12 protein-coding genes are annotated in these 13,175 nt (G+C 47.0%); 6 read left to right on the forward strand and 6 right to left on the reverse strand.

Annotated elements, in window-relative coordinates; all coding sequences use genetic code 11:
• Positions 1–334 precede the first annotated feature (334 nt).
• The 3 genes from gluQRS to sfsA all read right to left on the reverse strand — a co-directional run bounded on the left by gluQRS (position 335) and on the right by sfsA (position 2,752).
• Positions 335–1,204, reverse strand: coding sequence for a tRNA glutamyl-Q(34) synthetase GluQRS (gene gluQRS / locus ACRRS1_RS03320; protein ID WP_432468408.1), 870 nt, complete (start codon positions 1,202–1,204; stop codon positions 335–337).
• 68 nt (positions 1,205–1,272) lie between these two features.
• On the reverse strand, positions 1,273–1,716 hold the full coding sequence (gene dksA, locus ACRRS1_RS03325; protein ID WP_432454576.1) for an RNA polymerase-binding protein DksA: 444 nt from the start codon (positions 1,714–1,716) through the stop codon (positions 1,273–1,275).
• 334 nt (positions 1,717–2,050) lie between these two features.
• Positions 2,051–2,752 (reverse strand): DNA/RNA nuclease SfsA, encoded by a 702-nt coding sequence (sfsA, locus tag ACRRS1_RS03330; RefSeq protein WP_432454575.1) that lies wholly within the window; start codon positions 2,750–2,752, stop codon positions 2,051–2,053.
• A gap of 155 nt (positions 2,753–2,907) precedes the next feature.
• Between sfsA and hrpB the strand changes: the two genes are divergently transcribed.
• From hrpB to ACRRS1_RS03345, 3 genes are read left to right on the forward strand one after another with little or no spacing between them, the layout of a single operon-like run.
• Entirely contained in the window at positions 2,908–5,385 is a 2,478-nt protein-coding gene (hrpB, locus tag ACRRS1_RS03335; protein WP_432468406.1) for an ATP-dependent helicase HrpB, read from the forward strand.
• A 6-nt stretch (positions 5,386–5,391) separates the two neighbouring features.
• Positions 5,392–7,788 carry a penicillin-binding protein 1B gene (mrcB, locus tag ACRRS1_RS03340; protein ID WP_432468405.1) on the forward strand — a complete coding sequence of 799 codons (2,397 nt, stop codon included), beginning with the start codon at positions 5,392–5,394 and terminating at the stop codon, positions 7,786–7,788.
• Positions 7,789–7,803: 15 nt separating this feature from the next.
• Positions 7,804–8,457, forward strand: coding sequence for a dUTP diphosphatase (locus ACRRS1_RS03345; protein WP_432454572.1), 654 nt, complete (start codon positions 7,804–7,806; stop codon positions 8,455–8,457).
• Between the two features lie 674 nt (positions 8,458–9,131).
• Here the strand turns inward: ACRRS1_RS03345 and ACRRS1_RS03350 are convergent.
• A complete protein-coding gene (locus tag ACRRS1_RS03350) occupies positions 9,132–9,317 on the reverse strand; it encodes a hypothetical protein (RefSeq protein ID WP_432454571.1) in 186 nt (61 codons plus the stop codon).
• A 218-nt stretch (positions 9,318–9,535) separates the two neighbouring features.
• Here ACRRS1_RS03350 and ACRRS1_RS03355 point away from each other — a divergent pair, with 218 nt between their 5' ends.
• Positions 9,536–9,907: a YbaN family protein gene (locus ACRRS1_RS03355; RefSeq protein WP_432454570.1), complete on the forward strand. Its 372-nt coding sequence runs from the start codon at positions 9,536–9,538 to the stop codon at positions 9,905–9,907.
• 9 nt (positions 9,908–9,916) lie between these two features.
• Here ACRRS1_RS03355 and ACRRS1_RS03360 read toward each other — a convergent pair whose 3' ends face one another.
• Both ACRRS1_RS03360 and hemL read right to left on the reverse strand, forming a co-directional pair.
• Positions 9,917–10,462: a cysteine hydrolase family protein gene (locus ACRRS1_RS03360; RefSeq protein WP_432454569.1), complete on the reverse strand. Its 546-nt coding sequence runs from the start codon at positions 10,460–10,462 to the stop codon at positions 9,917–9,919.
• Between the two features lie 71 nt (positions 10,463–10,533).
• Positions 10,534–11,817: a glutamate-1-semialdehyde 2,1-aminomutase gene (hemL, locus tag ACRRS1_RS03365; protein ID WP_432454568.1), complete on the reverse strand. Its 1,284-nt coding sequence runs from the start codon at positions 11,815–11,817 to the stop codon at positions 10,534–10,536.
• A gap of 148 nt (positions 11,818–11,965) precedes the next feature.
• Between hemL and ACRRS1_RS03370 the strand changes: the two genes are divergently transcribed.
• Both ACRRS1_RS03370 and erpA read left to right on the forward strand, forming a co-directional pair.
• Positions 11,966–12,637, forward strand: coding sequence for a DUF6776 family protein (locus ACRRS1_RS03370; protein ID WP_432468404.1), 672 nt, complete (start codon positions 11,966–11,968; stop codon positions 12,635–12,637).
• A 57-nt stretch (positions 12,638–12,694) separates the two neighbouring features.
• The gene (erpA, locus tag ACRRS1_RS03375; RefSeq protein WP_432454566.1) at positions 12,695–13,054 is read left to right on the forward strand and encodes an iron-sulfur cluster insertion protein ErpA; all 360 of its coding nucleotides are present in this window, start codon (positions 12,695–12,697) and stop codon (positions 13,052–13,054) included.
• Positions 13,055–13,175 lie beyond the last annotated feature (121 nt).

Genomic DNA, 13,175 nt, shown 5'->3' on the forward strand with positions numbered 1-13,175 from the left:
TACAACCAATTCACGGTTCTAGCATGTCGAGCTTTGTCTATCCAGCTGGTCACTCTTTGCTGCTTCTTTATACAAAACAGTACGATGGCTTGGCGTGAGGCAAAGCAAATAAGCTCGCTGTTGGGACTAAATAAGTGATAGGAGCTATCTGTAAGCGCCGATGACAAAGCTTAGAGTCGGTTGATTGATGCGGGTTGGTATTATTCAATGCCTTAACGACTGAGCTTTTAATTCTTAGACTAAAGGGAAGGTCTACCGTGCAGGGTTTGGTGAGCGTTAATGGCTGTTCTTGTATCCACTTGAAGCCAAGTTGACTTCGAAATCCTAAGCGACTTTAGCGGAGCGCTGTTTTAGGGATTGTTTCTAACTGCCAATTGATGACTGCCTCGGTCAATATTTGTTCACAACTGAGTTCAATCCACCCGGTTTCAACCGTTTGTCCTAGAAAGCCTAGCGCATGCAGCAACAGTTGTTGCGCTTGTTTGCCCGAAATTGAAGGCGCGTGATTCTGTTTACTCAGCTTATGGCCTTGTGCGTCATAAACCAGGGGAAGGTGGAGATAACGTGGCGCTGGCTGTTTTAGTAATTTAAAAATGCTCAGTTGGCGTCCGGTGGTGAAGATCAGATCAGCACCGCGTACCACCTCGGTAATACCTTGTTGGTAGTCATCCAAACTTACCGCAAGATTATAGGCGTACAAACCATCACGTCGCTGAATGATGAAGTCTTCTTCGGCTAAGGCTTGCGTAATCGAGACCTTGCCATACAGACCGTCTTGAAATTGATAAATGGGCTGGTCAGTCATCAAGCGAGTTGCTAAATCACCTTGCTTGAGTTGTTTATGGCGACAGTGGCCTAAATAGTAACCGCCATCGGCTTTAATTTGTTTGCGAGAGCACTGGCAAAAATAAGCTTTGTGGTCTTGTAAGCATTGGTCTATGAATTGTTGATAGCTGTCTAAGCGTTGGCTTTGGTAGCATACAGTTTGGTCCCAGTAGAGCGAAAACTGTTCTAGTTGTCTTAAGATCAGGCTGCTGGCACCGGGCTGCTCTCGGGGCGGATCAATATCTTCGATACGGACTAGCCATTGGCCATTGTGGCTTCGGGCCTGTAAATAACTGCCAAGGGCGGCAACCAGCGAGCCTAAATGCAAGGGGCCTGAAGGGGAGGGTGCAAAGCGGCCTACGTAGGGCTTAGTGTCCATAGTTAAGTGATGGCTAATAAGTTTAGGCAGAACGAAACTGAGCTCATCTCTGCCTAAACTTGAATAAACTAGCCTACCAGCTGCTTCTCTTTGATCTCAGCTAGGGTTTTACAATCGATACACAGATCGGCTGTGGGTCTTGCTTCTAAACGACGGATCCCGATTTCGACACCACAGGCATCACAAAAACCGAAGTCTTCATCAATCTTGAGCAAGGTCTTCTCGATTTTCTTGATCAGTTTGCGTTCGCGATCGCGAGTGCGAAGTTCAAGGCTGAACTCTTCCTCTTGAGCCGCTCGGTCAACTGGATCAGGGAAATTAGCCGCTTCGTCTTTCATGTGGGTAACCGTGCGATCGACTTCTTCACGAAGTTGATTACGCCACGCTTCAAGTATGATTCGGAAGTGGTCAATCTGAGCATCGTTCATGTACTCTTCGCCAGGCTGAGCTTGATAAGGTTCAACCCCTGCGATAGAGAGCACACCTAGTGTTTTCTTTTTGCCTTCAGGCATACTTCTCTCCCAAATTCCGTACGACTTTATTCGTTTAATAGTCGAGGATGTAAATTTAGGCGGGTATCTATATCAGAAAGGATTAGTTACCGCAAATAAAATGAAACGAATTTGCTATTGCCACCTAAGCTCAGTGAAACATTTTGGACTGTTTGTCGATTTATTAACCGCTCCTATATTTGTCAGGGAGAATGACTCACTGTTGATCAATTCAGCAGTGGTGCCGCTAAGGATCAAGTTGGTCCGTAAGGAATGGTCTGGCTTGAGTTTACTTAGCTTCGTGTTACCAATATGTGAATATAAGTATACACGTATATTGCAATATGCGGGTGATTTAATAGCTTGCTAATGGGTGTTGTAAAAGACAGGCCTGAGGGCTGAGACTAGCCTTGTAGGCTAGAATTTCCACGCCTTGTTGTTTTGCTTGTTCGAGCAAAGCTGCATATTGAGGATCGATGTGAGCGGCAGCCTGTACATTGTTAATACCGCTGTGGAGTACCGCAAACAATAGTACCGCACGATGTCCCTGTTGTTTCATCGCCATTAACTCTCGCAAATGTTTTTGCCCCCGATGGCTAACCGCATCGGGAAAGTAGCCTTTTCCTTGTTGTAATAAAGTGCAAGACTTGACTTCGAGATAGCATAGTGGCTTTTCAGGAGCGCTCAGTAAAAAATCGACGCGACTGTTCTCGCTTCCATATTTCACTTCGCGTTGGATATTGGGGTAAGCCTTCAGTTCGTCAATCTGCTGATTGTTTATTGCTTCTTCGACTAAGTGGTTGGCTTGAGCGGTATTCACGCAGATGATGTCGTTATTGGCTGTTTGGCAGAGTTCCCAAGTGAGGGCGTATTTGCGTTTGAGGTTACTCGATTGGCTATACCATACGGTGCTACCTGGCTCGGCACAGCCAGTCATTGCCCCCGTGTTGGCACAATAAATCGTGGTTTCGCTGCCGTCGGCGAGTCTTACATCGGCTAGAAAGCGCTTATATCGTTTGAGTAGGATCGCGGCTTGTAAAGGTGGCTTAAATTGCATGGGGCTGACTGTCGGTAAATGATTCGAGATGATTTGATGCTAGCATTTTCACGGCTGGCTTGCGTAGTGGTATCTTCGTTGTTCGTTACTTGGGTCGATCGCGCGAATTGGTTAAACTAAGCAGGTTTTATAATGATTTAAGTTTAGGAGCTGCTTTGAGTGCGTTACCGGTAGCACAGATTTTCCCTGCCTTGTTAGAGCAGTTCAGTTTACGGCAAAACTTTATTGTGTGTGCTCCGCCAGGAGCGGGCAAGTCGACAGCTCTGCCCTTGATGTTGCTGCAACAAGCCGCTTTCAAGGGGAAAATTATTATGCTGGAACCCCGTCGTTTAGCGGCTCGCAACATCGCCCAATACTTGGCGAGCCAATTAGGTGAAGCGCTTGGTCAGCGGGTTGGTTATCAAATGCGCGGCGATAACCGCCAGTCAGCGAATACCCAGTTATTGGTGGTGACCGAAGGGGTATTAACTCGTTTGATCCAAAGCGATCCTGAATTGAGCGGAGTCGGGTTGCTTATCTTCGATGAATTTCATGAGCGTAGTCTCCACGCCGATTTAGGTTTAGCGCTCAGTTTGGAGGTGCAGCAAGCTTTTAATCCCGAATTAAAGTTGATGTTAATGTCGGCCACTTTAGAAAGTGAGCATTTACAGCAAATCCTTCCCGATGCCTTATTACTTGAGAGTGAAGGGCGTAGCTTTCCTATTACTTACAGTTATCATCCGATAGCACGCGATTGGCAATGGAGCGAACGTGTGGCGCAACGCTGTATGCTGGCGGTATCAGAGCAGGTGGGGAATCTGTTGGTATTTTTGCCTGGTAGCGGCGAAATTCGTCAGGTGGCTCAATATTTGTCTGCTGAGCTGCCCGCTGAGCTGCCCGCTGAGCTAGAGCTGCACTGCCTATATGGCCAGTTGTCCTTGGCTGAGCAGCAAGCGGCAATCCAGCCACCCGCGCAAGGGAAGCGCAAATTGGTACTCGCGACCAATATTGCTGAAACGAGTTTAACCATCGATGGGATTAGCTGCGTGATTGACTGTGGATTCGAGCGGCAGGCGAGTTATCATGCAAGCAGTGGAACCAGCCGCCTGCAAACCAAGATGATCTGCAAGGCTTCGGCTATCCAACGTGCGGGGAGGGCTGGACGCTTACAAGCGGGCCACTGTTATCGCTTATATAGTGAAGAACAGTTAAATCATCGTCCCTTTGCCAATAGCCCAGAAATTTGTCGCAGTGAATTGAGTCGTTTGCAGATCGAATTGCTGCAATGGGGGGCTAATGCGGCAGAGTTAACTTGGCTGGATGCGCCGCCTGCGGCCCACTTAGCTCAGGCTGAGCAGCTGTTGATTGAGTTGGGACTGATGACTTCACAAGGGCGGCTAAGCCCAACGGCCGAGCGACTTGGCCGAGCGGGAATTGGACCGCGTATGTTTGCTCTTATTGAACAAGCTCAGCGCTGGCAGCAACAGTTTTCGCAAGCCGGCTTGGTATGGCGAGCTTGCCAATTGGTTGCCTTGTTAGAATTGAACTTACCCATTAAAGCCGATGAACCGAATCAAGCCATCCTTAACTTACAAGGCGCCGCGAAGCAACAATATAAACAGCAGCTTGGCCAGCTCGCTCAGCGTTTTAAGGTTACGGTTGCCGACCCCATCGATGCCAAATGGGATGGTTTACTATTGGCCCAAGCTTTTCCTGATCGGATCGCCTTAAAGCGGCAAGGAACGGCGTATACTTGTAGCGCGGGGTTTGGTTTAGAATTGGATGAGCAACACCCCTTGCTGAAACAGCAAGCGTTGGTGGTGGTTGATTTATATTGGCCAGAAGGACGTACTCAAGCGCGGCTGGCGCTAGCTTGTCCACTTGATTTAGCTGAGCTTGAAAGCCGACAAGCCGAGCGTTTTAGTACTCAGTTGTATTGCAGTTGGTCTGATTCGGCGAAACGAATTGTTGCGGAGCAACGTAAACAACTGGGGGCACTGGTATTACATCGACAGCCTTCAACTCGCTTTGAGCCTAGGCAAATTAGCCAAGCCTGGTTGCAACAAATACATAGTAAGGGTTTTGCCTGGTTACCGATTGGTGAACGAGCCCAAGCATGGTTACAGCGGGTATGTTGTGCTCAGCAGTGGTTTAGTGAATTGGCTTGGCCCGATTACAGTGAGCAGGCCTTGCTCGCCGAGGTTGAACAGTGGCTATTGCTGGATCTACAAGCGTGCCGTAGTTGGCAGCAACTTAAAAACCTTGATTGGTTAGCGTTACTTAAATCGCGACTCACTTGGCAGCAGCAACAGCAGCTGGAACAATATGCGCCGATCCACTATTTAGCGCCTTCGGGAAATCGAGCGACCATTCGATATCAGTTGGGGCAAGCGCCGATGGTGTCGATTAAACTGCAAGAGATGTTCGGCCAACCGCAGTCGCCACGGCTGGGGAATAAAATCGCTTTGACACTGGAGCTATTATCCCCTGGCGGGAAAGCATTACAGCGAACCCAAGATTTAGCCAGTTTTTGGCAATCAGCTTATATAGAAGTAAAAAAAGAAATGAAAGGGCGTTATCCTAAGCACCCATGGCCCGATGATCCGGTTCTGGCACAAGCCACCCATAAAACCAAACGTCAATTAAAGCAGTAAGGCAGTATGAGTCCAAAAGTGTCCCTTTCTACCCCAAAAAAAGCGAGTGCGAAGAAGCCGGCTGCTAAGAAAAAAGCGGCCAATAGTCGAACAAAGCCTAAATCAAGGGCACGCAGCAAGGCGAAACCATCTCGTAGTCAAAAGATTTCTTTAAAAAAACGTTTGTTTTCTTTGAGCTGGAAACTTGCTTTAGTGTCGACCCTATTGATTGCTGCTTGGGGGGTATTGTTAGATGGTAAAATTCAGCAACGGTTTAGCGGTGACAAATGGCAGTTACCAGCAGCTGTATATGGTCGAGAGTTACAGCTTTATCCCGGTTTACGTTTAAGTCGTAAAGAGTTGCAAGATGAGCTGGCCTTGCTGAATTACCGTAAGGTGAAGCGGGCCAAACATGGCGGTGAGTACGCCGTGTCTAAAACTAAAATAGAAGTGGTGCGTCGGCAGTTTGATTTTGCCGATGGTGTCGAGCCAGAGTTACCGATGTTACTTACCTTTGGTCCATCTCGTTTGGCCAAAATTCAACATCGTGATAGCGGAGAAGAGATCGCACAAACACGTCTCGATCCAGTGCTGCTAGAACGTTTAAATGTGACCGAGCAAGAAGATCGCTTATTTGTGCCGCTGGCTGAGATCCCCGATAATCTGAAACAAGCACTGATCCTCACCGAAGATCGGCACTTTTATCAGCATGATGGGGTTTCCATGATGGCCATCGCGCGAGCCATGTTGGTTAACCTGCGAGCGGGTCGCACGGTACAAGGCGGCAGCACCATCACTCAGCAACTAGCCAAAAATTTCTTTCTCACTCGCGAACGAACGCTTTGGCGAAAAATACAGGAAGCGTATATGGCCTTGCTGATTGATTTTCGTTATAGCAAGGATGAAATCCTTGAGAGTTACTTAAACGAAGTTTATCTGGGGCAAAATGGCAGTAATGCGGTACACGGTGTTGGTTTAGCCAGCTATTTCTACTTTGGCCAGCCGGTGAGTGATTTGTCGGTGGAACAAGTTGCGTTATTAGTGGCAATCGTGAAGGGGCCTTCTTATTACGATCCTTGGCGTCATACGCAACGCGCCACTGAGCGCCGTGACTTGGTGCTACGTATTCTTGCCGAAGCAGGAACTTTAACTGCTAAGCATTACAAACAAGCGGTACAGCAGCCTCTTGGCTTGAGTAAACGCGGTAGTATGGGTTACCAAAAAACCCCTGGCTTTGTCTCTTTGGTTCGTCGCGAGCTACAGCAACATGCAAGTAATTGGCGCAATTATAATGGGGTGAAGGTGTTTACTACGCTCGATCCTTTATCGCAACGGCATGCTCAGAGTGCCGCGCAAGCAGTACTTAATCAACTCGATAAGAGCCACAAAAAACAATTACAAACTGCGATGGTGATTAGTGAGCGACAAACCGGAGCAATTCGAGCGCTAATTGGCAGTCGGGAGCCTAATGACCATGGTTTTAATCGGGCTTTAGATGCGCGTCGGCAAATTGGCTCATTGGTCAAACCCTTCGTTTATTTAACCGCTTTAGAGCAAGGCCATCAATTGGGAGAATTATTGGAAAATAGCCCCTTATCGGTACGCCTAGATGATGGCTCAACTTGGCAACCAAATAACTACGATAAGCAGTTTAGTGAGCCGGTGATGTTAGTTCGTGCTTTAGCCGAGTCGCTGAATGTGCCGACAGTGCGTTTAGGTTTAGAGCTTGGTGTGAATTCGGTATTACAAACTTTGCAACAAGCGGGTTTAGAGACCAAAGCAAAACCTTACCCGGCCTTACTGCTGGGAAGCCTCAGTTTGTCACCTTACCAGTTGGCGCAACTTTATCAAACGCTAGGCGGTGATGGTGAGTATCGTCCGTTGTACGCGGTACATCAAGTGAATGACGGCCAAGGTCATGTTTTATATAAAGCGGATAGTGAGCCACAGCGCCGTTGGTCGGAAATGGCCAACTATCAGATTTTATATGCAATGAGTCAAGTGACTCGCAGTGGGACTGCTCGTTCACTAAAATGGCGGATCCCTAAGGTAGATTTGGCGGGTAAAACTGGTACCACCAATGATTTACGTGATAGCTGGTATGTGGGGATCGACCAACGAGAAATTGTGACTGTGTGGGTTGGGCGCGATGATAATAAACCGGCTGCTGTTACTGGGTCATCGGCGGCACTGCCAGTTTATGCTGCCTATTTAAAAACCTCTTATCCGCAATCGTTACGAGCCATGCAACCCGATCAATTGAGTTGGGTGCATTTTGCAAGCCGCGATGGGCGACCTACAATTGCGGGTTGCGGCGAATCAGTCTTGTTACCCGCACCAAGCAGTCAAGCCGAGTTGGCGAAAGGCTGTATCCAGCAGACGGCGAGGAAGGCAAAAACGTGGCTGCAAAGCCTCTTTAACTAATCTAAAGGACCGATCATGCTACAAGCAATTCAAGCGCAAGTGATGTTGCAGCTTCAAGACGATATGAATACTAAAGTTAATCCAGATTGGTTGCAGGCGCGCTCACCATTTTTACGCGCAGTTGTGATTGAAGGGGCAGAAGCCATTGAGCACCATGGTTGGAAATGGTGGAAGAAACAGCACTGTGATTTAGAACAACTGCAAATGGAGCTGGTAGATATATGGCATTTTGTGTTGTCAGAGCGACTACTGCAGTTTGCGGGAAAGCATTCTTTGGCTGAGGATTCCATTTTTGCGAATATCGCTGAAACAAGCCTTGAGTTTGATGGCCAAAGTTACGTCTTCACTGAGCTTGATTTACTCGAAAAGTTAGAGCTGTTGATCGGCTTAGCGGCAGCTAAACGCACCAGTATCGGGCTGTTTTCTGCCTTGCTCCTTGATTGTAAAATGGATTGGCAATCCTTGTATCAACAGTATGTGAGTAAAAATGTACTTAATTTTTTCCGACAAGATAACGGTTATAAACAAGGCACTTACCGTAAAGTATGGGATGGGCGCGAAGATAACGAGCATCTGGTTGAATTGATGACTCAACTGGATGCAACGGCGGCAACTTTCCAGCAAGATTTGTATCATGCCCTCCAACAACGTTATGGCCGCTCTAAGTAGAGATATGTTCCATTTTGGCGCATGTTTTGCGCCTAGTTAGCGCAGTTTATTGAGCTGTGTAGATACCTTTGCAATTTTTATTTATATCATGCTAGGAAAATCGCAAAAAAAGAGTATATTCTGCTGTGTATTGACTTTGTTGTTGATTGAATTAGATATTTTTGTGAAATTTGGTTTTTGCCACGCCTTGGCCTTGTTATTGCAACAATTTATTTGTGGGTTTAGGCAGAGCGCCGAATACCAAATATTTTGTTAAGTTGTAGAGGTAAATAACATGGCTTTTTCTAGTTTTAGAGGTGCTTCAGGTGCCAGTTTTTGTCCAAGTAAATCAGCTGACGAACAAGCGCAGACGCCGACTAAGCCCAAAGTTAACTAATTGCAACATCACTCCTTTACCTCATGTGTAGCGAGAGTGAAGTATTTACTTTGAGTTCATGGTGATTTTGAACGGTTAATGACATTCGCTTAAACGAGTGTTGATTTTGCTACGCTATTGTTGCGTTGCAAGAGACGATTCCGCTTGCTTATTGGTTCACCGTCGCTGGTGGTTGCGCTTCATCTTGCGCTGATCGTTGGTGGATTGAAAAATATTCAATCGTAAAACTAGTGTTGCGCAGAGCCTTGCAAGAGTTTGTTTACTGCATCTGCAAGGCTGGGTGATGAGCGATTAAAGCTTAGGTATAACTGGTGCGATAACCGGGACGATAACGGTCGTTAAATGCCGATTGCTCCAAGAGCGCTTCGGGCAGTCGATGGCTGGCGAAGGCGGGCTTAGACTGTGATACTGGCGCTTGGCGACTTGCAGCAGGGCTAGCCTGAAATAAGTTTAATAATTCCTGTTCACGGATAGCTTCAAACATAACGAACTCCTATTGAATGTTCGCGCCATGCTGGCGCTTTAGCTGAATTTTTAGTCCGCCCGCAAGTTGGCGAGTAAATCGGCGGCAAAGCTAAGTTAGCAAATAGACATCCAGACGTCCATGAATTAAAGCTTATATCTCATAACAATCTGTTATTACATTGCAGGCTGAAAGAGATAAGATAAGCCGAACAGATGGATAAGGTGAGTACTACTGGCATGTTAAAACTGTTGTACCTGATCATTGGCTGGATATCAGTTCTATTGGGTACCCTCGGCATTTTCCTTCCTTTATTACCGACCACGCCTTTCATGCTGTTGGCTGCGGTTTTGTTTTCTAAAAGCTCGCCCCGTTTTGAGCGTTGGCTGCAACAGCACCGGGTCTTTGGTCCCTTGATTGAGGATTGGCACCAATATGGCGTGGTTAGCTTGCGAGCGAAGTGCAGTGCGACCATCATGGTGCTTATTTCCGCTGCTTTGATGTTGTGGTTTCAGGTGCCTTGGATAGGTCGTATGGTGGCCGCTGCTTGTTTATGCTCGGTGATGATTTTTTTATGGACTCGGCCTTCCAGGCGAGATCCTTCCGATTAACATCAAGTTCTATTCTGCTGCTTGTGCGATCAGTGCAGCAGTATTGACCGCCGCAATTTTTACTCCGAAGCTTGTGATGTTAGGCAAGGTGCAATTGTGATGTAGGCGAATGGTCTCAGCGCTCGCATGAGGTTTGTCATGGGTGGTATGGGCATCGGCAACCAGTTCGACAGAATATCCCAAACTTGCCGCGCGGCGAATGGTGGTATCCACACAAAACTCGGAGGCATAACCGCAGACGATGAGGTGTTCAACTTGTAGGCTTTTAAGCAAGTCCCCAAGGTCAGTATTGAGGAAGCTATCGGGCGTGGTTTTTCGAATAAAATAGTCGTTGGTTTGGGTCTTTAGGCCCGCTTGTAGTTGCCAGCCATCACTGGCAAATTCGATCGCTGAGTTTGCTTGTTCGTGCTGAATATAAATCACTGGCTGATGCTTCGAGCGCGTCCATCGGCTGAGAACATTTATTCTTTCAATGACTTCATTTATTTCAAATGGTCTGGGTTCGGGATCAAACAAAACGCTTTGTACGTCAATGATTAATAGAGCGGATTTCATATCTTTCCTGCTTTTAATGTTTCATCAGCCATATTGCTTGAGTGTGAGCAATATGACTGATGATGGCTTGCTTAATTGAGTTGAGCGAAACAGCGCTCGGCCGCTGCAATGGTGGCATCGATATCCGCTTCAGTATGCGCATAAGAGGTAAATGAGGCTTCAAATGCTGAAGGTGCTAAATAGATCCCTTCGGCTAGCATTAGATGGAAAAACTGCTTGAAACGTTCGGTGTCACAGGCACAGGCCTGAGCAAAGTTGGTTACTTTTGGTTCTTCGGTAAAGAAGAAACCGAGCATCGCGCCAACTTGGTTGATGCTCAGTGGAATGTTTTGCCGCTCGGCTGCGTCTTTTAGGCCCTTGGCTAAACGTTCGGTTATCGCATGAAGATGTTGGTGGACAACTGGATCACGTAGTGCACTTAAAGAAGCTAAACCTGCTGCCATCGCGATGGGGTTTCCAGAGAGGGTGCCTGCTTGGTAGACCGGACCAACAGGTGCTAAGTATTCCATGATTTCTTTTTTACCACCGAAGGCGCCCACAGGCATGCCGCCGCCAATGACTTTTCCTAAGCAGCTGAGATCAGGCGTGACGCCGTAGTGTGCTTGTGCACCGCCTAAGGCGACCCGAAAGCCAGTCATTACTTCGTCAATAATGAAGACACTTTGATATTTATCACAAATGGCGCGTAGCCCTTGTAAGAAGCCGTCGACAGGTGGAATGCAGTTCATGTTGCCAGCAACGGGTTCGACGATGATACAGGCAATTTGCTCTGGGTAAGCGACAAATAAGGCTTCAACCGAGGCTAAGTCGTTGTAGGTGGCGGTGAGTGTATGTTGGGCAAAATCGGCAGGGATCCCTGGAGAGCTGGGTTGGCCTAATGTAAGGGCACCTGAGCCAGCTTTGACTAAAAGTGAGTCGGCGTGGCCGTGGTAGCAACCTTCAAATTTGAGGATCTTGTCGCGTCCAGTATAACCGCGAGCGAGACGAATGGCACTCATGGTTGCTTCGGTTCCCGAATTGACCATGCGCACTTGATCCATCGAAGGCACCAGTTCACATACTAAGTTCGCCATCTCAATTTCACTGGCAGTGGGCGCGCCAAAGCTTAGGCCTTTGGCTGCGGCATCAACCACGGCTTGGTGAATTTTAGGATGGTTATGACCAAGGATCATCGGTCCCCATGAGCCCACATAGTCAATATAGCTATTGCCATCGACATCAAAAATACGGGCTCCGTCAGCTCGTTCAATAAATAATGGGGTGCCGCCAACGCCATTAAATGCTCTTACGGGTGAGTTTACGCCGCCAGGAATAGTTTGTTGAGCTTGGGTAAATAGTTGTTCTGAAAGAGACATGAAGTAATCCTTTAAAATCGTCAACGAGGGCTGAAAAGCACCGAATGGCGCTCACTATAACAAACAATGTAGGAGGGAAAAATCTCTGGTTTGTTGCAAGGCTTAATTATCGGTAAACTAGCGGTTTTTATTGTTCAGTGAGTTTTTCGTGCTTAAGCCTAAGTTGGTTGTGGTTAGTTTGGTTGGTGTATTAGCACTTACCTGTGTTTATGGTGTGTCGGTGGTGGCGGAGCAAAAGGACCAACTCAGTGCGCAGTTACAACAGCAGTTGAGTGTAGCTTTAGATAGCCAAGCAATATTACAACAACGCCTAGCACTCTTGAGTTTAGAGCAAGATACTAGCCTTGCAGAAATTGCGTCGTTAAAACAAAGTCTAAGTGAACGCAACGCCGAAAATTCCGACTTAAACCAAGAGCTGATGGTTTACCGAAAAATTATGGCACCCGAGCAACAAGCTGGTGGCTTGAAAATTGAGCAGCTGCATATCGAACCCACATTAAGTCCTGGTTACTTTCGAGTGCAGTTGTTATTAATGCAGGTGTCGCGTAATAAGCGTTGGTTAAGTGGTGAGGTGGAGTTGGTGGTGGTGGGTAGTCAAGATCAGTTGCCGAACCAATATAGCTTAGCTGATTTACAAACCACGCCCGAACCCTTAAGTTTTAAGTTTCGTTATTTTCAGGAACTAAATACCGAGATTAAACTGCCAGTAGGCTTTTTAGCCGAGCGAGTTGAGTTAAAGGCTAAACTGAAGGGCGATCGTTGGAATAAGGCGGCGGAAATATTATACCAAGAAAACTGGCCATCTTTGGGTAATACTTGAATAAATTACTCGGGTATTGGATAATCTGGCTTAGCTTATATATTTAAGGAATACACCGTGTCAGAACAAGCTGTAACTGAACAGGTCGCGTTTCCAATTCAATTTACCGATGCCGCGGCATTGCGTGTCAAAGAGTTGGTCGCGGAAGAAGAGAATCCTGCCTTGATGCTACGCGTTTATGTTACCGGCGGCGGTTGCTCGGGCTTTTCCTATGGCTTTACCTTCGATGAAAAAGTCAACGAAGGGGATACCTTAGTGGAGAAACAAGGGGTCTCTATGGTTGTCGACTCGATGAGTTTACAATACTTAGTGGGTGGCGTTGTCGATTTTACATCGGGTTTAGAAGGTTCTCGTTTCTTAGTCAATAATCCGAATGCCAGCGCAACTTGCGGCTGTGGTTCTTCATTTAGCATTTAAGTTCGCTAGAAATAATTTAACCGATTGCTTATTTTTTGATTAAGCCACCTTTAGGTGGCTTTTTTGTTTTACAAGCCAAGCCAAGGCTTGTATTGATTTTGTCAGCTCTGTGCATCAAATA

This window comes from Agarivorans sp. Z349TD_8, from assembly GCF_050870825.2.
Taxonomy (GTDB): Bacteria; Pseudomonadota; Gammaproteobacteria; order Enterobacterales; family Celerinatantimonadaceae; genus Agarivorans.